Origin of the sequence: Leifsonia sp. NPDC056665, assembly GCF_042791795.1 — a bacterium.
GTDB lineage: Bacteria > Actinomycetota > Actinomycetes > Actinomycetales > Microbacteriaceae > Leifsonia.
The window spans coordinates 65056-85545 of sequence record NZ_JBHTXK010000006.1 but is presented as its reverse complement, the minus strand read 5'-3'; the positions used below and the strand labels follow the sequence as shown (position 1 = coordinate 85545).

Here is a 20490-nt window from a genome sequence, read left to right as displayed (position 1 = left end):
CTCCACACGATCTCGGTCCCGAACCTCGAACCCCAAAGTGTGCGTACCGGGCGGTCCGAACCCCGGTGACGATCTGGGCGGGACCCTCCGACCGGATAGGTTGAGAAGCCCAAGTAGAGCCTGCACGTCCGGGCTTCGGGCGCGCACGCTCTCGCAGGATTTCTCAGCCGGGTCCTTGTGCCGTCTCGGCCCCACTCATCGGATTATGTGCGAGCCAAGCGGGTAGCGAAGAACGAAGTATCGCCGCGCCGCCCTGTCGACGCACGGCGACGATCACCTCGACCGGATGCGCGACCTCGTCGCCGCCTGGGAGCGCTCGACCGAAGACCGGATCGACGGGCGCTACATCGTGACCTGCTTTCCCGTCGCATCCGCCAGCCACGTTCCGCGCCTTCTCGAGCGGACCATGGTTGCGGAGGACCAGCTGAGCGCCGCCGTTAGCGCCAACCGTTCCGCGACACGGTTACTCCGTGACGCAGATCATGGTGGGCGCATACTCGCGCTCGGCATCGCGACCTCCGTGCGTGGAATCACGTCAGCGTCCGGCCAGGACAGCATCACCGAGTCGCGCGAGCAGATTTCAGAGTCCGCGCCCGCGCAGCGGCACCAGGAGCTCCTCGACGCGCTCGGCCGCAACCCGCTCGTGAGGTCGATCACTCTGCCGCCGATCATCTCCGCCGAGCACGCCGATGACACGGTGCTGGGTGAGCAGGTTGCGGCAGATGTCCTTGCGAGACCCGACGGCGAGATCGCGTCGCGCGTCGGCGTGATCGATGGTGGGGTTGGCGACAACCTCCAACCTTGGATGGGAGGTCGTTGGGGGACTCTGTCGTCGGCTGATCGGAACACCGATCACGGAACGTTCATCTCCGGCCTGCTCGTCGCCGCCGCTGATTTGAACCCTGCCTACCTCAGCGACCAATCCAGAGGCTGCCTCGTCTTCGACGTGGATGTGCTGCCCGCCGACCCCGGCCAGACCGGGCTCCCGTTCGACGCCTACTGCCCGGGAGGTGTACCCCAGTTCCTGGACGAGATCGAAACCGCGGTCGAAACATATAGACGCGACCATGCGGTACGGATCTTTAACCTCAGCATGAACATCCAGAGCCCCGGTGACGCGACCCGCTACGGATTCACCGCAGCTCGCCTGGATGAGATCGCCAAGGCGCAGGACGTGATCTTCGTGATCTCCGCCGGCAACCTTCTCCCAGGCGACATGCGTCCGGAATGGCACAGCAAGCCAGACCAGGCCCTCGCATCTCTCGCCGCGGACCAGCTCGGGTTCGTCGCTGAGCCAGGCGAGAGTCTGCAGAACGTCTCGGTGAGCGCACTGAACCCTCCCGGGATGCAAGGGCAGGTACCGTTCGCACTGGCACGCTACAGCCGCCGTGGACCCGGGTTGCGTGGGGCGACGAAGCCGGACTTCGCGCATGTGGGAGGCTCCGGAACAGCCACGCCGGCCGGAGACCACGGGATGGTGTCCGTCAACGAGGACGGATTCCTCGTCAGCGGCTGCGGAACGAGCTACGCGGCGCCCCTCGTCGCTCGTCGGCTCGCGGACCTTGATGCGCTCATCGATGGAGACGTCTCTCGCGAGACCTTGCTCGCCCTGATGGTCCACTTCGCGCGCACCCCGGATGTCTTCGGACAGAAAGCGATCCTGCCCGTCACTCGCGATCTGATCGGGTTCGGGGTACCGATCACGGCGGAGAAGATGCTGCAGAGGGATGATTCGGAGATCACCCTCGTCGTAAGCAGCACTCTCCGGCCCGGCGAGGACAACTGGTTCGAGTTCACCTGGCCGGAAGCGCTGGTCAGGGATGGCGGCCGGTGCACCGGGCAAGCGCGACTCACCTTGGTCGCAAGGCCGCCGATCGCGCACGAGCACGGTGACGAGCGTGTCCGCGCGAACATCAGCGCCCGCCTCATGCAGCGACAGACCGACGGGCGGTTCAAGGGTCAGATGTCCCCGGTGAACTCACTGCCAACTGCCGACACGGCCCACAAGACTGAGCGCGACCTCCTCAAAGAAGCGATGAAGTGGCAGGTCGTCAAATCCTTCCAGACGGCGAAGATGACAGGCCGCGGACCGTCCTCCCAGTGGAAGTTTGTGGTCGACTACCTGGAACGCACGGACGAGAAACTCCCGGTCGATGGGGTTGAGTATGCGGCGGTTATGACCATCGCCGATCCGGCCCGGCAAGCTCCCGTTTTCGCACAGATGCGTCAGCACCTCAACTCGATTGGCATCCAAACCGACGACATCCGCACCAGCATCCGCACTCGCACGACGACGTGACCCCATGCTGGGACGTCTCGTGTGCCTTTTCCACCGAGCAGCCCAGCGAGGCTGGTGCGAACACCGACTTGGCACGCCAGGTAGACCGCGTTCAACGCAGCGCCGCCCCCATTGCCACCCCTCCACCCCTCTTGCTACCATCGGCACCGATCCGGGGGAGACCGCAGGAGGTACCCCTCATGTCTGTCCTCATCGCAACCCGGTTCACCGGCGACACGGCGGCGTTCACGAGTTCGCTCACGGAGCGCGCGGGCGAGTATCGGGAGATCGCGGATCGCGCCAAGGCGGCCGGTGCGCTGCACCACCAGTTCGCCGTCGGCGACGGCTTCGTGGTCATCATGGACGAGTGGGAGACGCAGGACGCGTTCCGCACGTTCTTCGCCGACCCGGAGCTCCAGGGCTTCATCGCCTCCGTCGGGGGCGACACGAGCGCGCCGCCGCAGGTGCTCGCCGGGGAGAAGATCGACTCGCCCGATAAGTTCTAGGGTTCCTGCGCGGCGGAACCGCGCACATCTTGCCGGAAGCGAAAGATCGCGGGATCTTTCGACGCTCAACCGCGCCAAGAACTGGCGTTCGCCCGCTACGGTCGCAGTGCGGGCGACCTCCGCAGCCGACGAACAGACGCGTTCATCCGACGCGGAAGGGCCCTGAGTACCGAGCGTGACCACCTTCAACACCGACCACCCGCACGCCTTCGAGTCCCACCGCGCGGCATGGGTCGCACGGGAGGTGCAGGCCGAGCAGCTCATCCCGCTCATCGGGCGCCTCTACCGCGACCACGGCGTCGTCACCTCGATCCACGGCCACCGCCTCATCAATCTGTCGGCCACCGGCGTCATCGCGGTGCACGATCGCGCCCGCGAACTCGGGCACGAGGAGCTGACGCTGCAGGAGACGGCGACGGTGCTCACCGCGCTGCTCGGGATCGCGCCGGCGCCGGCCTCCATCGACGTCGCGCGGCTCGCCATGTCGGTGCGCGGGCTGGACGACGCCCACGTGGAGGCCCGCGTGCGGGCCGAGCTCGACAACGCCCACTCCACCTACGCGGCGGGACCGACCGACGTCGTGCTCTACGGCTTCGGCCGCATCGGGCGGCTGCTCGCGCGCATCCTCATCAACCACGCCGGCAACGGGAACGGGCTGCGCCTGCGGGCGATCGTGGTGCGCCGCGGGTCGGACAACGACCTCGACAAGCGCGCCAGCCTCCTCGCCCGCGACTCGGTGCACGGGCCGTTTCCCGGCTCGGTCACCGTCGACGCCGAGCACGACGTCCTCGTCGCCAACGGCACCCGCATCCAGGTCATCTACTCGGACGACCCGGCGAACGTCGACTACAGCGCCTACGGCATCCGCGACGCGATCGTGGTCGACAACACCGGCCGCTGGCGGGACGAGGCCGGCCTCGCGCAGCACCTGGCCAGCCCGGGCGTGGCGCGGGTCCTGCTGACGGCGCCGGGCAAGTCACCGCTGAAGAACATCGTGCACGGGATCAACGACGACACCATCACCGACGACGACCGCATCGTCTCCGCGGCCTCCTGCACCACCAACGCGATCACCCCGGTGCTCAAGGCCCTGGAGGACGCGTACGGCATCGTGCGCGGGCATGTGGAGACGGTCCACTCGTTCACGAACGACCAGAATCTCACCGACAACTTCCACAAGGGCGACCGGCGCGGCAGGTCGGCGGTGCTCAACATGGTGATCACCGAGACCGGGGCGGCGAAGGCGGTCGCCAAGGCGCTGCCGTCGCTCGCGGGCAAGCTCACCGGCTCCAGCATCCGCGTCCCGACGCCGGACGTCTCCCTCGCGATCCTCAACCTGACGCTGGAGCGGCCGGCGACGAAGGAGCAGGTCAACGACTACCTGCGCCGGGTGTCGCTGCACTCGCAACTGCGCCAGCAGATCGACTACGTGGAGTCCCCGGAGGTCGTCTCCAGCGACTTCGTCGGCTCCCACCGCGCCGGGATCGTGGACGGGCTCGCCACCATCGCGGACGGGACCAACCTCGTCCTGTACGTCTGGTACGACAACGAATACGGCTACTCCTGCCAGGTCGTGCGGGTGCTGGAGCGGATGGCGGGGACGCATCCCGCGGTCGTCCCGCCGCGCGCGGAGGTGCGGTTGCTGGAGGGGGCGACTACCGTTCAAGGGTGAGCACCCCCGAGAACGACACGACGAGCACGGCCGACACCACCACAGGCACCGACGCGACAGGCGCCGACGCGGAGACGGAGGCCTCCCTCACCTTTGCGGACCTGGGCCTGGACGCCCACGTCCTGAAGGCCGTGAAGGAGCTCGGTTACGAGACGCCGTCGGCCATCCAGGCTGCGACGATCCCGCTGCTGCTGGAGGGCCGCGACGTCGTCGGGCTCGCCCAGACCGGCACCGGAAAGACGGCGGCCTTCGCCCTCCCGATCCTGTCCCGGCTCGAGCTGTCCCAGAAGACGCCGCAGGCGCTCGTGCTCGCGCCCACCCGGGAGCTGGCCCTGCAGGTCGCGGAGGCGTTCGAGAGCTACGCCGCTCATATGCGCGGCGTGCACCTGCTGCCGGTGTACGGCGGTCAGGGCTACGGCGTCCAGCTCTCGGCGCTGCGGCGCGGCGTCCACATCGTTGTCGGCACGCCCGGCCGGATCATGGACCACCTCGACAAGGGCACGCTCGACCTCTCCGAGCTCCGCTACCTCGTGCTCGACGAGGCGGACGAGATGCTGAAGATGGGGTTCGCGGAGGACGTGGAGACGATCCTCGCCGACACCCCGGACGACAAGCAGGTCGCACTGTTCTCGGCGACGATGCCCGCCTCGATCCGGCGCATCTCCCAGAAGTACCTCCACGACCCGGAGGAGATCACGGTCAAGACCAAGACCTCGACCTCCCCCAACATCACCCAGCGCTACCTCGTCGTCTCGTACCCGCAGAAGGTGGACGCGCTCACCCGCATCCTCGAGGTCGAGAACTTCGAGGGGATGATCGTCTTCGTCCGCACCAAGAACGAGACCGAGACGCTGGCCGAGCGGTTGCGCGCCCGCGGGTACTCGGCGGCGGCGATCAACGGCGACGTGGCGCAGGCCCAGCGCGAGCGGACGGTCGAGCAGCTCAAGTCGGGCAAGCTCGACATCCTGGTCGCCACCGACGTCGCGGCGCGCGGCCTCGACGTCGAGCGGATCAGCCATGTCGTCAACTTCGACATCCCGGTCGACACCGAGTCGTACGTGCACCGGATCGGCCGCACCGGCCGCGCGGGACGCAGCGGCGCGGCGATCAGCTTCGTCACCCCGCGCGAACGCCGCCTGCTGACGGCCATCGAGAAGGCGACCCGCCAGCCGCTCACGCAGATGCAGCTGCCGAGCGTGGACGACATCAACGTAACCCGGCTCGCCCGGTTCGACGACGCGATCACCGCGGCGCTGGCGCAGGTCGAGCGGGTCACGCGGTTCCGCGACATCATCGGCCACTACGTCGAGCACCACGATGTGCCGGAGGCGGACGTCGCTGCGGCGCTCGCGGTCGTGGCGCAGGGCGACGAGCCGCTGCTGCTGAATTCGGACGATGCGCTGGCGCGGAGCGTGGAGCGGGACGGGCGGGACACCCGCTCCGCCGGACGCGACGACCGCGGCGGGCGCGCTGAGCGGGGTGAGCGCGGGGAGCGGGGTCCGCGGCGCGAGCGCAGCGACAAGGCGATGGCGGCGTACCGCATCGAGGTCGGTAAGCGTCAGAAGGTGGAGCCGCGCCAGATCGTCGGCGCCCTCGCCAACGAGGGCGGCCTGAGCCGGGAGGACTTCGGCCACATCAAGATCATGCCCGACTTCTCGCTCGTGGAGCTGCCCGCGGACCTCCCCGGCGACACGCTGTCCCGACTCTCGGGGACCCGGATCAGCGGCAAGCTGATCGAGATCCGGCCGGACAACGGGCCGGGGGCGCGGCGACAGCGCGGGGAGTGGGAGGAGCGCCGGCCGCGGGAGCAGCGCCGGGGACGGGATGACCGGCCGGCACGCAGCGACCGCTACGACCGCGACGACCGGCCGGCGCGCGACGAGCGCCCGCCCCGCAAGCCGCGGCACAGCTAGGCGTAGTCCCCGACGCGTCCGTCGCTGGAAGTGGCGACGGCTCGCCACACAAAGCAATCCAAAGGGTATAAAGGATCTAAAGAATCTAAACGGATCCTAAGGCAGGCCATGCGAAACCCCTTCAAGCCGACCGCCGGCGCGATGCCGCCGCTGCTCGTCGGCCGTAGCGACGCGCTGGATTCGTTCGAGGAGGGGATCGAGGACGGCCCGGGGTCGCCCGGGCTGCTGACGATCTTCACCGGAGCCCGCGGCGTCGGCAAGACTGTGATGCTGTCGGCCGCCGAGGACCTCGCGAAGGAGCACGGCTGGGTCACGATCAGCGACACTGCGACGCCGGGGCTGATGGTGAGGCTCGGCACGACGATGAAGCAGCACCTCGAGGAGCTCGGCGACGGACCGACGCGCTCGCGCGTCACCGCGATCTCCGTGGCGGGCTGGGGCGTCACGCGCCAGCTCCCTCCCGAGAAGCAGGTCGAGTGGCGGCAGATCGCGACGGAGCTGCTGGACATCCTCGGCGACCACGAGACGGGGCTCCTCATCACCGTTGACGAGATCCACGCGGTGGACCGCGACGAGCTCACCCAGCTAGCCGCTGCGATTCAGCACCTCATCCGTGACGAGCAGCCAATCGCGCTGTTGATGGCGGGCATCCCCAAAGCGGTGTCCGACCTCCTGAACGAGGACGTCTCGACGTTCCTGCGTCGGGCTGAGCGGGTGGACCTGCGCGACGTGCCGATCGCCGACGTCCGCGATGCGCTCGAAGAGACCTTCAGGGCCAGCGGCGTGGGCATCAGCCCTGACCAGCTCACGCGCGCGGCGCAGTCGACTGGCGGTTATCCCTTCCTCATTCAGCTCGTCGGCTACCAGGTCTGGCGCCTCGCCAACCGCCGAACTGATCGCGCAGTCACCGACGAGGCGATGACAGAGGCCCTCGACGCCGCACGGCGACGGCTCGGCAGCACTGTCATCGCGGCCGCCGTGAACGGGCTCTCCGACGTGGATAAAACGTTCCTGGTCATGATGGCCGACGACGACGGCCCGAGCCGAACGTCGGAGATCGCTTCGCGCCTTGGGCAGACCGCCAAGTACGCCAGCGTGTATCGCAAGCGTCTGATCGACGCCGCGATGATCCAAGCAACCGGTACCGGGCTGGTCGACTTCACCGTCCCGTTCATGAGGGAGTGGCTGCGCGAGCACGCCGCGTCGATGCATCGACCCGGACGGCTCTGAACGGCGTCACCTCCCCGGCATCCACCCCGACTGCGCCAACCAGCCCGGGAGGTCCAGCAGCTCCGGGTCGATCTCGCGTGTCACCGCGAAGTCGGCCTGGTATGCCGGCGTCTCCGCGAACCAGCGGAACATCTGCGCCATGTCCCCGAACGACGCGACGGCCTCCAACGGCAGCGCCTCGTACCGTGCGGGGAGGCCCGCGTAGGCCCCGATGGTCGCGGCGATCTCCTCCCCGGTGAGGCGGTCGCCCGCGATCTCCAGGCTCGACCCCTCCACCGGCGTCCCACCGAGCAGGATCGCCGCCGCCACCCGCCCGATGTCGCGCACGGCGACCATCTCAAGCGGCACGTCCGCGGGCAGCGCCATCCGGACGACCACGTGGCCGTCCTCGACGCTGACCGACCGCGCCGCCAGGTTGTCCATGAAGAACACGGGCCGGATGATCGTGCGGTGCAGGCCGAGCGCGTCCAGGTGCTCCTCGACGCGGCGCTTGCTCTCGAAGTGCGGGATGCCCGTGTGCCGCTCGGCGCCGCCGACCGAGCTGAAGACGTAGTGCGGCACCCCGGCGCGGTCGGCCGCGTCGGCGGCGGCGATCCCGGAGGTCGTCTCGTGCTCGATCCCGCCGCGCGGCGTGGTCATCGCGAACGCACCGGCGACGCCCGCGAAGAGCCGGTCGAGGGAGGCAGGGTCGTCCAGTTCGCCGGGCGAGAGCTCGACGCCGCGCTCGGCAAGGCGCGCGGCGGCGGGCGCGTCGGGGTCGCGGACCAGGGCTCGGACGTGCGCGCCGCGCTCCAGGAGCGCGGCGACCACGGAGCCGCCCTGCTGTCCGGTGGCGCCGATCACCGCGAACGGGCGCGGGCCGACCGGGTGTGCGTCAGTGTCCACGGTGTCCTCCTCCACGGCTCCGCTCATCGGGGCGTCACCGCGAACGTAGACCCCGGTCAGCCGATGGGGAACACCTGGAGCGCCCCGCCTCCGCCGCCCTAGCGCGCAATGTCCTCCACGATGTGCCGGACGGCGCCGACGGCGAGGTGCAGCATCCCGCCGAGCACCCCGAGCACGCCCAGCCGGTTGCCCCAGGCGAACACGTCCGCGGCTCCGGCGGCGTCGGTCCCGCGGATGGCGAAGCCGACGAAGTAGAGGACGACCGCGCTGACCAGCGCGACGACGTAGATGGTCACGAGGACGGTGATCGCGAGGTTCGGCGTCCGGCGGATCTTCGGCCTGCGCTCATCGGTGGACATGGCTCGGATGCTACCGACCGGGTGGAGCCGGTGGCAACGACGGTCCCGGCGTCCCGAAACCCCCGGGGTCTACGATGGCCCGCATCCGCCCGCCGAAAGGAGACCCCCTATGCCCGTCCTCACCGACACCTTCGCCCTGTCCAACGGCGTCGAGATCCCGAAGGTCGGGTTCGGCACCTGGCAGATCCCGGACGGCCCGCAGACCTACGACTCGGTGCGAACGGCGCTCGACGTCGGCTACCGGCACATCGACACGGCGCGCGCCTACGGCAACGAGGCGAGCGTCGGACGGGCGGTGCGCGACAGCGGCCTCCCGCGCGAGGACGTCTTCATCACGACCAAGTGCCCGGCCGAGGTGAAGGACGCCGCGGGCGCACGCCACGCGTTCGAGCGCTCGTCCGAGCTCCTGGACCTCGGGCCGATCGACCTCTACCTCATCCACGCGCCCTGGCCGTGGAACCACCAGGGCAGCGACCACCGCGCAGGGAACATCGAGGTGTGGAAGGTGTTCGAAGAGCTGTACGACGCCGGCCGGACGCGCTCCATCGGGGTGAGCAACTTCGTCGTCTCCGACCTGGAGTCGCTCATCGGCGGGACGAGCGTGGTGCCGCACGCCGACCAGATCCGCTGGTTCGTCGGGCACACGCAGCCCGAGACGACGGCCTACTGCCAGGAGCGCGGCATCCTCGTCGAGGGGTACTCGCCGCTCGCCACCGGGCGGCTGATCGGGGACGAGGACATCGCGCTGATCGCGGAGAAGTACGGCAAGACCGGCGCGCAAGTCAGCCTCCGCTACCTGCTGCAGAAGGACGTCCTCCCGCTGCCGAAGTCCACGACGCCGCACCGGATCGCGGAGAACGCCGAGCTGGACTTCGAACTGAGCGCGGAGGACATGGCCGTACTGGACGCACTCACCCCCCGCGGCCACTGACCGCACGCACCTCAGCCGAGGGGCACGTAAACGCCCCTAAAAGCGCGTTTTAGGGGCGTTTACGTGCCCTTCGGCAGAGGGGATTGCTACTTTCCGGCGCCGACGGAGATCCCGGCGACCACATACCGCTGCAGCGCGAGGAACACGATGAACAGCGGCAGCACGCCCAGCACGAGCGTCGGCAGCAGCTGCTCCGGGCTCATCGTGTGCGTGCCGATGGTCCCGTAGACGGCGAGCGTGACGGTCTGCTTGTCGTCCGACGAGAGCAGCACGAGCGGCAGGATCAGGTCGTTCCAGACCTGCAGGATGACGAAGATCGCCAGCGTCGCCGTCGCCGGGCGCAGCAGCGGGAAGACGATCTTCCAGTAGGTGCGGATGAGGCCCGCCCCGTCGACCGCCGCGGCCTCCTCCAGCTCCGGCGGCACGGTGCGCAGGAAGCCGGCGAAGAAGAACACCGCGAACGGCATGATCGTCGCGGTGTACGCGAGCACGATGCCGATGTAGCTGTCCAGCAGGTGCAGCTTCTGCATCACCTCGTACAGCGGGGTGAGCACGACGAAGATCGGGATGGTGAGGCCCGAGACGAAGACCTGGTAAAGCGTGCGCGTCCAGCGCCGGGTGTGCCGCACGATCGCCCAGGCTGCGAGGGAGGCCGCGAACACCGTGATCACGGCGGTGGCGAGGGTGATGATGAGCGTGTTCCCGACGCTGCGCAGGTAGTGCATGTTCTGGAACGCGTTGATGTAGTTCTGGAAGTCGATCGGCGCCGGCAGCGCGAACGGGTTCGACGGCGACGTGTTCCCGTGGTGCAGCGACACCATGACGAGCACCCAGATCGGCGTGAGGACCACCGCTGTGAAGGCGAGCAGGATGACGGAGGCGATGACCGTCGATGCGCGCGCGCGGAAGCGACGGGAGCGGAACCGCGGGGCGCGGGCGGTGGGGCCGGTGGGCGCGACGCCGCCGTCGCGGACGGCCTCGGTCTCCTGGCTGATGAGTGCGGTCATGCGAGGTCTGCCTCCCGTCGGCGCAGCAGCGTCGCCTGCGTGACGCCCACGACGATCGTGAGGATCAGCAGCAGGACGGCGAGCGTGGTGCCGTAGGCGAACTGGTAGTTCGCGAAGCTGTTGTTGTAGATGACGAGGCTGAGCGTCTGGGTGGCGTCCGCGGGCGCGCCCTGCGTCATGATGAACGGCAGGTCGAACACCCGCAGCGACCCGATGACGCTCAGCGTGATGTTGATGGTGAACGACGGTGCGAGCAGCCGCCAGTCGATGCTCCAGAACCGGCGCCAGCCGGCGGCGCCGTCGAGGTTCGCGGCCTCGATCAGGGCCGGGTCGATCGCCATGTAGTTGGCCAGGTAGATGGTGGCGGTGTAGCCGAGGAACATCCAGATGTAGATGGCCGCGATCGACATGAGCGCGGTGTGCGGGTCGCCCAGCCAGATCGGCTCGAAGGCGTGGAGGCCGAGGGCGTCCATGACGTCGTCGATCGGGCCTCCCAGCGGCGAGTACATGTACGACCACAGGTAGCCGACGGCGACGAAGGCCATCATCGCGGGCAGCAGCAGGCCGGCGCGGACGAAGTTGCGCACCCGCTCCAGCTTGAACAGCCAGAACGCGACGAGGAGGGCGAGGCCGTTCTGCACGACGACGACCACGATCGTGTAGACGATGGTGTTGCCGAGCGCGTGCAGCACGGTCGGGTCGGACAGCGCGTGGAGGTAGTTCTTCAGCCCGACGAAGTTGCCGCCGCTCGGCCCGATCGCGTCGGTGAAGCTGAGCTGCACGCCGCGGATCAGCGGGTAGATCACGAACACGGCGAAGATGAGGGCTGCCGGCGCGATCAGCACCATCGCGGAACGGCCACGGATTTGCATGGGATCGCCTTTCGGGGGTGGTGCGGTCGGGCTGGGTGGAGCGGGTGCGGTGGTGCGTGGTTGCCCGGCCGGGGAGGCTTGCGCCGCTCCCCGGCCGGGACGGTGGTGACTACTCCGTCTTCGGGATCGTCTGGTCGAGCTGCTTCAGGAGGGTGCTCGTCGACTGCGTCGGGTCGTTGAAGAGCGAGGTGCCGACCTTCCAGAACTCCTGTTCGTAGGTCGGGAAGTGCAGGTACTCGATCGGCGAGACCTGCGAGTGGCCCGCGTTGAAGGCATCCACGTAGGCGCTCGCCTTATCCATGGTCGGGCTCGGCACGTTCTTCAGCGTGGTGAACGAGTTCTCGGCGGCCAGGTAGCGGCTGTCGTTGGCCGGGTCGGCCATGAACGCGACGTACTTCTTCGCGGCGTCGGTGTGCTGGCTCGCGGCGTTGACGCCCCAGCCGGAGCCGACGAAGGTCACGCCGTATGGGCTGCTGCCCGCGTCACCGCCGGGGAACGGGTTGAGCGAGAAGTCGAACTTCGCGTTCTGCTGGAAGTTCTGCAGCTCCCACGCGCCCATGATCGTGAAGGCCCACTTGCCCGCGGCGAAGTCCGCGTTGCCGGTGTTGAACGGCTCGATGCCGTTCATCAGCTTGCCGTCCACGCCGCCCGTGGTCAGGAGCTGCTTGATGTGGTCGAACACCGGCATGAAGGTCGGGTTCCAGTTCGTCTTGCCCTCGTCGTAGCCCTGGCCCCACTTCGGATCCGTCAGGTTCGCGGCGAGCGCCAGCGAGAGCTGCTCGCTGGTCCAGCCGCCCTGGTCGGCGAGCAGGAGGCCCGGCTGGCCCGCGGCCTTCAGCTTCTGCAGCGCGTCCAGGAAGTCCGGCCAGGTCTGCGGGACCTGGCTGATGCCGGCCTTCTTCAGGATGTCGAGGTTCGCGTACAGGCCGATCGGGATGTTCTGCTGCGTGAGCGCGTAGGTCTTGCCGCCGATCGCACCGAACGGCGCGACGTTCGGGAGGATCTGCTTCACCCACGACTGGTCGCTGAGGTCGGCGAGGTAGCCCTGCTTCTGCCATTGCTGCACGCGGGTCGCGTTCGTCATGAGGACGTCGGCGGCGGTGCCGGCGGCGAGGCGGGTGTTGTTGTACTGGTCGTACTCGCCGTTGGCGACGTACTTGTAGTCGATCGTGATGTCCGGGTACTTCTTGTGGAAGTCGGCGTTGATCTGGGGGATGTCGGCGAGCTCGGTGCCGCCGCCCTCGAAGCCGACGACGGTCAACGTGGTCTTGCCGCTGCTGGAGCCGCCGCCGGACGAGCAGCCGGCGAGCGCCAGCGCGACCGCCGAGACGGCGGCGGCGGCGAGGATCAGTTTCTTGCGCATGGGTTGTCCACTCCTTTGTGAGGTGCCTGTGTTGTCAGGTGGTGCGTTGCGTGGTGCGTGGGTTGCGGTGGTGCGGGGGTTGGAGCCTGGCCCGCGCCCCGATCAGCGATCGAGGGGCGGGACGTCGTCGAGCTCGTAGGCCGCGGGTCGCGACTGGATGTCGCGCAGGAGCCGGAGGTCGAACTTCGGCACGCGCCGGAAGTCGAGCACGCCGTTCTTCTCCTGGAAGACGTCCGTGAGCTGGGTGAAGCAGTAGCCGAACATGCCGGGGTCGTCGAGCAGCGTGTCCACGAGCCGGTGGAACCGGTCGACCCACTCCTCTCGGGTGCGCGGCGCCTCGCCGTAACCCCAGGAGTCTTCGCCGGTGCGATCGCTGTCCGACCACCAGATGCCGCCGAACTCACTGCAGAAGTAGGGCTGCCCGGCATACGGGACGGACCACTCGGTGCCGTCGAGCGCGGTGTTGACGTACGGGCGGCCGTCGGCGAGGCCTCCCATGCGCTGCGCGAAGACGTCCGGGTCCTGCTCGTACAGGTGCGAGTCGTAGATGTCGGCGCCGGGCACCCGGTGCGAGTAACCGGACGCGTCGATCACCGGACGGGTGGGGTCGATCGCCTTGGTGACCGCGTAGAGCGCCTTGGTGGCGTCGTCGAGGACGGTGAGCCGGTCGGTCATCGGCTGGAACGTCTCGTTGAGCGGGCACCAGCCGACGATCGACGGGTGCGACAGGTCGCGGGTGAGCGCCTCCACCCACTCGGTGACGAACGAGAGGGTCGGCTCCTGCGGGCCGCCCGGGCCGACCTTGGCGCCCCAGTCGGCGAACTCGCCCCAGACCAGGTAGCCGAGCCGGTCGGCGTGGAAGAGGTAACGCTCCTCGAACACCTTCTGGTGGAGGCGGGCGCCGTTGAAGCCGGCGGCCATCCCGAGCTCGATGTCGGCCACGAGGGCCTCGTCGCTGGGCGCGGTCATCAGGGTGTCGGGCCAGTAGCCCTGGTCGAGGACGAGCCGCTGGAAGACCGGGCGACCGTTGAGGAGGACCCGGCGGCCGTCGATGGCGATAGACCGCATCCCGGCGTAGCTGTCGATGACGTCGACCACGGTCCCGCCGCGCAGCAGGGTGAAGCGGACCGTGTAGAGGTGCGGGTCCTCGGGTGACCAGGTGCGCAGGCGGTCGGCGGCGATCGGGAGCGTGAGAACCGGCTTCACCTGCGCCGTCACCTCCACCTCGCGGGTGACGACGAGGCCGTCTGCGTCGCTGATCTCGACCCGCGCGGTGAGTCCGGCGGCCGGGGAGACGACCTCGACCTCGACCCCGAACGACGACGAGGGGAGGTCGGGGCGGATGACCGGGCGGCCGAAGTGCGCCGGGGCGACGGGCTCGATCCAGACTGTCTGCCAGATGCCGGTCGTGCGCGTGTAGAAGGCCTCGTAGTTCTCGGGGCGGCGGGACTGCTTGCCGCGCGCCTGGATGGTGAGGTGGTCGTCCTCGGCGAGGACGGAGAGGGTGAAGGTGGAGGACGTGGTGCGGGCGACGGCATCCGTGACGTCGATCGTGAACGGGGTGAAGCCGCCGCGGTGCCGGCCGACCTCGATGTCGTCCACCCAGACGGTGGTGTCGAAGTCGACGGCGCCGAAGTGGAGGAGGAGGCGGTCATCGGCCCAGCCTGCCGGGACCTCCACCGTGCGCTGGTAGCGGACCGCGGGGTGGAATGCGGTGCTGCCGATGCCGGAGCGCTCCGACTCGGGGGCGAACGGGACGAGGATGTCGCGGTCGAGGGTCCAGGCGGTGGGGGCAGCAGTCTCCGCGGCCTCCGTCGCGCCGAAGCCGAAGCTCCACACTCCGTTGAGGTTCAGCCAGCGGTCGCGGACGAACTGCGGGCGCGGGTACTCCGGGCGCGGCACGGCCCGCGCGACGGCCGCGTCGCCGTCCTGTTCGATTTCCCTCGATGCAAATGACACGATCAGGATGCTAGCGCGCAGTTTGCCTCGATGCAAACACATTTCGGAAAGTGTTCGGAATCACGGGGCGAGTATCACTCAGGAGCCCCCACCACCGGCGCGCTCTCCCGCACGACCAGCCGGTGCGGAGCCACGAGCACCTCGGGCTCCAGCGCCTCGCCCGCCAGCCGCCGCACGATGCGGTCGAGCGCCGTCTCGGCCAGCCACTGCTTGTCCGGGCTCACCGTCGTGAGCGACGGGATGGAGAAACGGCCGTCCTCGATGTCGTCCCAGCCGACCACCGCCACCTCGTCCGGCACCGAGACCCCCGCCTCGTGCAGGGTCCGCAGCGCACCGAGCGCAAGCGCGTCCGAGAAGCAGAAGATCGCGTCGAAACGCTCGCCGCTGTCGAGCAGCCGGCGCATCGCCGCGGAGCCCTCCGGCCGGCGGAAGCCCTCCACATACTCCACGATCTCGGGGAGGCCGAGGTCGGCGTGCGCGCGGATCGCGGCGCGATAGCCTTCGAGGCGCTGCGAGCTGGCGGCGCGGTGGCTGCGTTCAGCGCCGATCGCGGCGATGCGGCGGCGGCCCTGCGCGAGCAGATGCTCGACGGCCTCCCGAGCGGCCAGGAAGTTGTCGATCATCACCTTGTCGTAACCCGGGAACTCATCCTCGCCGAGGAACACCAGAGGCCCCGCGGCGAGCGCCTCCAGGTCCTCCGCGCGCAGGGCGAGGGGGCTCAGGGCGAGCGCGTCGAACAGCGAACCGCCCGCGGTCCGGCGGAGCAGAGCGAGCTCGCGCTCGCGGTCGCCGTCGGTCTGGTCCACGACGACGGTCAGGCCGCGCTCGGCGCCGCCCTCGACGAAAGCGCGGGTGAGCTCGGCGAAGTAGGCGGTGTCCAGCTCGGGCAGCATCAACCCGATGAGCCCGGACCGCCCCACCTTGAGGCTGCGCGCGAGCTCGCTCGGCTGGTACTCGAGCTCGTTGATGACGCGGAGGACGCGCTCCCGTGTCGCCGGCGCGACATGGTCGAAACCGTTGACGACGTTGGACACGGTCCGGACGGAGACGCCCGCGGTCTCCGCCACCTCACGACGTGTCGCCGCCATGCTTCCCCGCTCCGCCGTGTTCCGCGCTTTGCCTCGTGGCAACCCGCGCTCATCCTACCGACGTCGCGCACGCGGCCCGACCCGTCAGCCGAGGGGCACGTTGTTGTCGCTGGGGACGCCCGGAAGTGACAACGACGTGCCCTTCGATGGTTCGAGGGTGGTGGAGGTGGGTGGGGTGGTGGGGGCAGGCGTCACTGGGTCGGCGCGGACGAGCGCGATCCCCCCGAGGATGAGCACCCCGCCCACCAATTGCAGCGCATCCAGTGACTCCCCCAGCAGCAGCCACGCGTAGAACGTCGCCGCCACGACCTCCAGCAGCCCGGCGAACGAGCCCAGCCGCGAGCCGAGCATGTTCGCGGCGGTGATGCCCGACGCGTAGGCCAGCGCGGTCGCGAGCACCCCGACCACGGCCAGGGGCACCCACCACGGCGCAGATCCGCCGAAGAGCTCCACGTCGCGGGTGCTCACGACGAACGGGAGCAGGCCGGTCGCACTCACCGCGGCCAGCGCCACGCCGCCGGCGAGCAGGCCGCCCGCGGCGAGGGCGACCGGCGGGAGGCCGTCGGACGGGCGCGCGGCGATGATGTAGTAGCCGGCGCAGCCGAGCATCGCGGTCACCGCGAGCGCGATGCCGACGAGGTCGAGTGGCTTCCCGCCGCCGGGCGACACGACGAGCAGCAGGCCGGCGATCGCGACGGCCGAGCCGGCGAGGACCACGGCCTTCGGCGCCCGGCGGGTGCGCGCCCACACGAGCAGCACCAGCACCACCGGCGCCAGATACTCGATCAGGATGGCCGTGCCGACCGGGATGCGCTCGATCGCGGCGAAGTAGAGCACCTGCGTACCGGCCACGCCGACCAGGGCCATCCCGAGCAGGCGCCAGCGTCCCCGCCAGAGCGAGGCCCAGCGGCCGCGGAGCGCGAGGATCGCGAACGGCGCCAGCACGACGCCGCCGATCAGCACGCGCGCGGTGACCGCCGCGGCCGGCGACCAGCCGCTCTCCAGCAGCGGCTTGATGAACGCTCCGGACAGGCCGAACGACGCGGCGGCGACGACCGCGACGACGAGGCCCTTGGATGTCTGGTTCAGTGCCATCGGAGGCCTCCTGCCTGCGTGCGTTGCGCGGGTCCGGGCGGCCGGACAGGGCCAGCGTCAGGACCGTAGTGGGTTATGATCCTGACGTTAGTACTCGGCAAGGTAAGGAGTCAACTTGCATTTTGCCCCTGACGCGGAGGACGCCCTCCAGTTCGCCGTCGTCCTGTGCAACACCGTCCCGACGGCCTCCCGCAGCGGGGAGGACGAGCTCGCCACCCCGGCGCAGCTCGTCGCCCTGATGCACGAGAACCAGTACTCGGGGCGCATCGACGGCGACGAGGCCGAGCTCCAGCAGGTGCACGAGACCAGGGACCGCCTCCGCCGGGCCTGGACGATGGAGCGCGACGCCGCCGTCGCCGAGGTGAACGCCATGCTCGCCGACGCCCACGCCTCCCCCTACCTGATGCGGCACGACGGCTTCGACTGGCACCTGCACGCGACGTCGCTGGACGCGCCGCTCGCCGAGCGCATCCGGGTGGAGGTCGCGCTCGCGCTGGTGGACGTCATCCGCTCCAACGAGAACGATCGGCTGAGGAGCTGCGCCGCCTTCGACTGCGACGGCCTCGTCCTCGACCTGTCGCGCAACGGGTCCAAGCGGTTCTGCAGCGTGCGGTGCGGCAACCGGATGAACATGGTGGCGTTCCGGGCGCGGCAGGAGGCGGAGTAGCGCCAGGCGGGGTGCGTGAGAGGATGGCGCACAGACCGATCCACCCCCGAGGAGCCCCCGCTCGCCATGACGACGGAGTACACGCAGTGACGGATGGGAAGCTGCCCACCATGCAGGCCGTCGCCGACACGGCGGGCGTCTCCCTGGCGACGGTGTCCAACGTGCTGAACCAGCCGTCGCGCGTCGCGCCGGGCACCCGGGAGAAGGTGCGGGCGGCGATCGAGTCGCTCGGCTACATCCGCAACGCCGCCGCGCGCGACCTCAAGCGCAGCCGGAGCGACGGCATCGGGCTCATCGTGCCGGACATCCTCAACCGGCTGTTCGTGGACATGTCCCGCGGCGCCCAGATCACCGCGGGCCGGAAGGGCCTGAGCCTGCTGATGGCCAACGCCGTCTACGCGTTCGAGTCGTTCGAGCCGCTGGTCGTCACCGACCAGCAGGACCAGTTCCTCGACTACTTCGCGGAGGAGCGCACGAGCGGCATCCTCTACGCCGCGATGAGCGACCCGACGGACGGGATCAACCGCATCCGCGGCCACGTGCGCCCCATCGTGGTGATCAACTACGACCAGCCCGGCGACTGGTGCTCGGTGCTGATGGACAACCGGCAGGCCGGGCGCATCGCCGCAGAGCACCTGGCCGGCATCGGCGTGCGCCGCGTCTTCTACGTCTCGCCGCCCGACGCCGCCCAGCCCATCGCCGACCGGCGCCGCGGGATCGAGGAGGCCGCCGCGACGCTGGGACTGGAGCTGACCCAGGTGACCGCCGAAGGCTTGCAGGTCGAGCACGGGCGGTCCGCGATGGCCGGACTCCTCGCCGACCGCGCCGACGGCGAGCGCTTCGCGTTCGTCGGCATCACCGACGCCCTGGCGCTCGGCGCCCTCAGCGTCCTGCGCCAGCACCCGGAGGTGCGCATCCCGGAGGACGTCGCGGTCATCGGGCTGGACGGCACCCACGACGGCGCGGACTCCGACTGGGTGAGCCTGACCTCCATCACCCTGCCGGGCTACCGGATGGGCGAGGAGGCGATCCGGCTGGTGCTGGACGAGGCGCAGCCGGGGCACCGGCACGAGCGCGTGGTGCTGCCGGTGGGGATGCGGGTCGGGGCGAGCACGGTCCGCCCGGACGCCGGCTAGAGCCGCGCCGGCTAGGAGCGCGCCGCGACCAGTTCCAGCACCTCCGCGGTGGTGCCGAGCTCGCCGAGCTTCGGGAACTGGTGGGCGATGGAGGCCTCGTGCGCCTCGAGGGCGTCGGTCATCGCGTCGGTGACGAACGCGACGTGGTAGCCGAGCTCGTACGCGGAGCGGGCGGTCGACTCGACGCCGGAGGTGGTGGAGACGCCGGTCAGGACGATCTGCGTCGCGCCGGCCTCCTTCAGCCGGGCGTCGAGGTCGGTCGAGAGGAAGGCGCCGAGCGTGCGCTTGGTGACGGTGATGTCGCCCGGCTGCTGGTCGAGCTCGGGGAGGAGCGCGGTCGCCTCGGCGGGCAGGGACTGCCCTCCGGCGCGTCCGGTCGCCTTGCCGCGATCGGTGCGGCCCGGCGCGGTCCCGGCGACGTTGACGAGCACGACCGGGAGGCCCTTCGCGCGGAAGGCCGCGGCGAGCTGCGCCGAGTTGGCGACGATCTGCTCGATCGGGTGCGCCGTGGGGTAGCCCAGGATGCCGGTCTGGAGGTCGATCACGACGAGGGCGGGGGTCTGTTCGAGCTCGATGCTCATGCGGGTCTCCTGTAACGTTCGCAGGCACAATCGTTTGTGTCGCTGATGATCAGCCTACGCTATGATTTCTGTATGTCCAGCGAGAGGCCGGCGGCCGGCGACCCGAGCGAGCTCCTCGCCTACCTCCTCAAGCACGCCCAGCAGCGGCTGATGGCGCTCGCGGACGCCGCGCTCGAACCGCACGGCCTCGACCGCAAGGAGTTCGGGGTCCTCCGGGTGCTGGCCGCGGGCGAGCCACTGTCGCAGCAGGCGCTCGCCGGCCTCCTCGGCGTCGACCCCACCACGATGGTCGCGGTGCTCGACGCGCTCCAGGACAAGGGGATCGTGACCCGCCGGCCGGACCCGGCGGACCGTCGGCGCAATCAGATCGCGTTGACGGCGAGCGGGCAGGCGACGAACGCGGCGGCGGAGGCGGCGTATGCGGCGGCGGAGGGGGAGTTCCTGGAGCCGCTGGGGAGCGCCGACGCCGGGGAACTGCGGCGGATGCTGCGAAGGCTCCTCTCCCACGAATCCGCGCCGGCCTCCTCCGGGACAGGCTCCGAGGCCTCAGCCTCGTCGTGAAAGTCGCTCAGTCCGCCGTCACAGAAGCGGACTGTCGTCGTCGGCGTCGTCCTGCCAGACGGAGCTCCCGGCGGCGTAGCCGTAGGGGAACAGGGCGATCGCGACCGGCGAGGCCATGACGAAGGCCGCGACGGCGGGCAGCAACGGCCCGAGGACGCGTTCGAGGCTCCCGGGGCGAGTGACCTCCAGGTCGGTGGCCACGCGGGCGAGGGACTCGGGACGGTCGTCGACCGGGCGGTCTGCCTCGTCGACGCTCTCCGCGAGCCGCGTGCGCAGGTCGGGGCGCGGCCCCGGCGGCCGCGCGGCCGACCCCACGGTGTTGGCCCCGCCGCGCCGGGGCGGCGGGGCGGTGGCCAACACGCACACCGAGCGCGCGGCGGCCACCCC

The 20490-nt window shown here is 69.8% G+C and carries 19 protein-coding genes; 9 read left to right on the top strand and 10 right to left on the bottom strand.

Features of this window, described 5'->3' with window-relative positions:
* The first annotated feature begins 286 nt into the window (after nt 1–286).
* The 5 genes from ACFQ9V_RS08500 to ACFQ9V_RS08480 all read left to right on the top strand — a co-directional run bounded on the left by ACFQ9V_RS08500 (nt 287) and on the right by ACFQ9V_RS08480 (nt 7599).
* Complete coding sequence (locus ACFQ9V_RS08500; protein WP_382458732.1) at nt 287–2299, top strand: S8 family peptidase; 2013 nt, start codon at nt 287–289, stop codon at nt 2297–2299.
* A gap of 179 nt (nt 2300–2478) precedes the next feature.
* Nucleotides 2479–2784 carry a hypothetical protein gene (locus ACFQ9V_RS08495; protein ID WP_382458731.1) on the top strand — a complete coding sequence of 102 codons (306 nt, stop codon included), beginning with the start codon at nt 2479–2481 and terminating at the stop codon, nt 2782–2784.
* A gap of 175 nt (nt 2785–2959) precedes the next feature.
* Nucleotides 2960–4456: a glyceraldehyde-3-phosphate dehydrogenase gene (locus ACFQ9V_RS08490; RefSeq protein WP_382458730.1), complete on the top strand. Its 1497-nt coding sequence runs from the start codon at nt 2960–2962 to the stop codon at nt 4454–4456.
* 101 nt (nt 4457–4557) lie between these two features.
* Nucleotides 4558–6369: a DEAD/DEAH box helicase gene (locus ACFQ9V_RS08485; protein ID WP_382458821.1), complete on the top strand. Its 1812-nt coding sequence runs from the start codon at nt 4558–4560 to the stop codon at nt 6367–6369.
* A 30-nt stretch (nt 6370–6399) separates the two neighbouring features.
* Nucleotides 6400–7599, top strand: coding sequence for an AAA family ATPase (locus ACFQ9V_RS08480; RefSeq protein WP_382458729.1), 1200 nt, complete (start codon nt 6400–6402; stop codon nt 7597–7599).
* 6 nt (nt 7600–7605) lie between these two features.
* On the opposite strand, the gene ACFQ9V_RS08475 is transcribed toward ACFQ9V_RS08480, so the two are convergent.
* Both ACFQ9V_RS08475 and ACFQ9V_RS08470 read right to left on the bottom strand, forming a co-directional pair.
* A complete protein-coding gene (locus tag ACFQ9V_RS08475; RefSeq protein ID WP_382458728.1) occupies nt 7606–8484 on the bottom strand; it encodes an NmrA/HSCARG family protein in 879 nt (292 codons plus the stop codon).
* 98 nt (nt 8485–8582) lie between these two features.
* Entirely contained in the window at nt 8583–8843 is a 261-nt protein-coding gene (locus tag ACFQ9V_RS08470) for a hypothetical protein (protein ID WP_382458727.1), read from the bottom strand.
* 109 nt (nt 8844–8952) lie between these two features.
* Here ACFQ9V_RS08470 and ACFQ9V_RS08465 point away from each other — a divergent pair, with 109 nt between their 5' ends.
* A complete protein-coding gene (locus tag ACFQ9V_RS08465) occupies nt 8953–9774 on the top strand; it encodes an aldo/keto reductase (protein ID WP_382458726.1) in 822 nt (273 codons plus the stop codon).
* Nucleotides 9775–9860: 86 nt separating this feature from the next.
* Here ACFQ9V_RS08465 and ACFQ9V_RS08460 read toward each other — a convergent pair whose 3' ends face one another.
* The 6 genes from ACFQ9V_RS08460 to ACFQ9V_RS08435 form a co-directional block, all read right to left on the bottom strand.
* Nucleotides 9861–10781, bottom strand: coding sequence for a carbohydrate ABC transporter permease (locus ACFQ9V_RS08460; protein ID WP_382458725.1), 921 nt, complete (start codon nt 10779–10781; stop codon nt 9861–9863).
* Complete coding sequence (locus tag ACFQ9V_RS08455) at nt 10778–11653, bottom strand: carbohydrate ABC transporter permease (RefSeq protein ID WP_382458724.1); 876 nt, start codon at nt 11651–11653, stop codon at nt 10778–10780. The genes ACFQ9V_RS08460 and ACFQ9V_RS08455 overlap by 4 nt, the downstream gene beginning before the upstream one ends.
* A 109-nt stretch (nt 11654–11762) precedes the next feature.
* The gene (locus ACFQ9V_RS08450) at nt 11763–13016 is read right to left on the bottom strand and encodes an ABC transporter substrate-binding protein (protein ID WP_382458723.1); all 1254 of its coding nucleotides are present in this window, start codon (nt 13014–13016) and stop codon (nt 11763–11765) included.
* A gap of 102 nt (nt 13017–13118) precedes the next feature.
* Nucleotides 13119–14975 (bottom strand): glycoside hydrolase family 2 protein, encoded by a 1857-nt coding sequence (locus tag ACFQ9V_RS08445; protein ID WP_382458722.1) that lies wholly within the window; start codon nt 14973–14975, stop codon nt 13119–13121.
* A 74-nt stretch (nt 14976–15049) separates the two neighbouring features.
* Nucleotides 15050–16063, bottom strand: coding sequence for a LacI family DNA-binding transcriptional regulator (locus ACFQ9V_RS08440; RefSeq protein WP_382458721.1), 1014 nt, complete (start codon nt 16061–16063; stop codon nt 15050–15052).
* Between the two features lie 84 nt (nt 16064–16147).
* A complete protein-coding gene (locus ACFQ9V_RS08435) occupies nt 16148–17158 on the bottom strand; it encodes a DMT family transporter (RefSeq protein WP_382458720.1) in 1011 nt (336 codons plus the stop codon).
* Between the two features lie 115 nt (nt 17159–17273).
* Between ACFQ9V_RS08435 and ACFQ9V_RS08430 the strand changes: the two genes are divergently transcribed.
* Nucleotides 17274–17825, top strand: a complete 552-nt coding sequence (locus ACFQ9V_RS08430; protein ID WP_382458719.1) for a CGNR zinc finger domain-containing protein — start codon at nt 17274–17276, stop codon at nt 17823–17825.
* A gap of 86 nt (nt 17826–17911) precedes the next feature.
* Entirely contained in the window at nt 17912–18961 is a 1050-nt protein-coding gene (locus tag ACFQ9V_RS08425) for a LacI family DNA-binding transcriptional regulator (protein WP_382458718.1), read from the top strand.
* A gap of 11 nt (nt 18962–18972) precedes the next feature.
* Here ACFQ9V_RS08425 and ACFQ9V_RS08420 read toward each other — a convergent pair whose 3' ends face one another.
* Nucleotides 18973–19542: an isochorismatase family protein gene (locus ACFQ9V_RS08420; protein ID WP_382458717.1), complete on the bottom strand. Its 570-nt coding sequence runs from the start codon at nt 19540–19542 to the stop codon at nt 18973–18975.
* Between the two features lie 72 nt (nt 19543–19614).
* On the opposite strand from ACFQ9V_RS08420, the gene ACFQ9V_RS08415 reads away from it, so the two are divergent.
* Nucleotides 19615–20103 (top strand): MarR family winged helix-turn-helix transcriptional regulator, encoded by a 489-nt coding sequence (locus ACFQ9V_RS08415; RefSeq protein WP_382458716.1) that lies wholly within the window; start codon nt 19615–19617, stop codon nt 20101–20103.
* Between the two features lie 18 nt (nt 20104–20121).
* Here ACFQ9V_RS08415 and ACFQ9V_RS08410 read toward each other — a convergent pair whose 3' ends face one another.
* Entirely contained in the window at nt 20122–20460 is a 339-nt protein-coding gene (locus tag ACFQ9V_RS08410; protein WP_382458715.1) for a hypothetical protein, read from the bottom strand.
* Nucleotides 20461–20490: the final 30 nt, after the last annotated feature.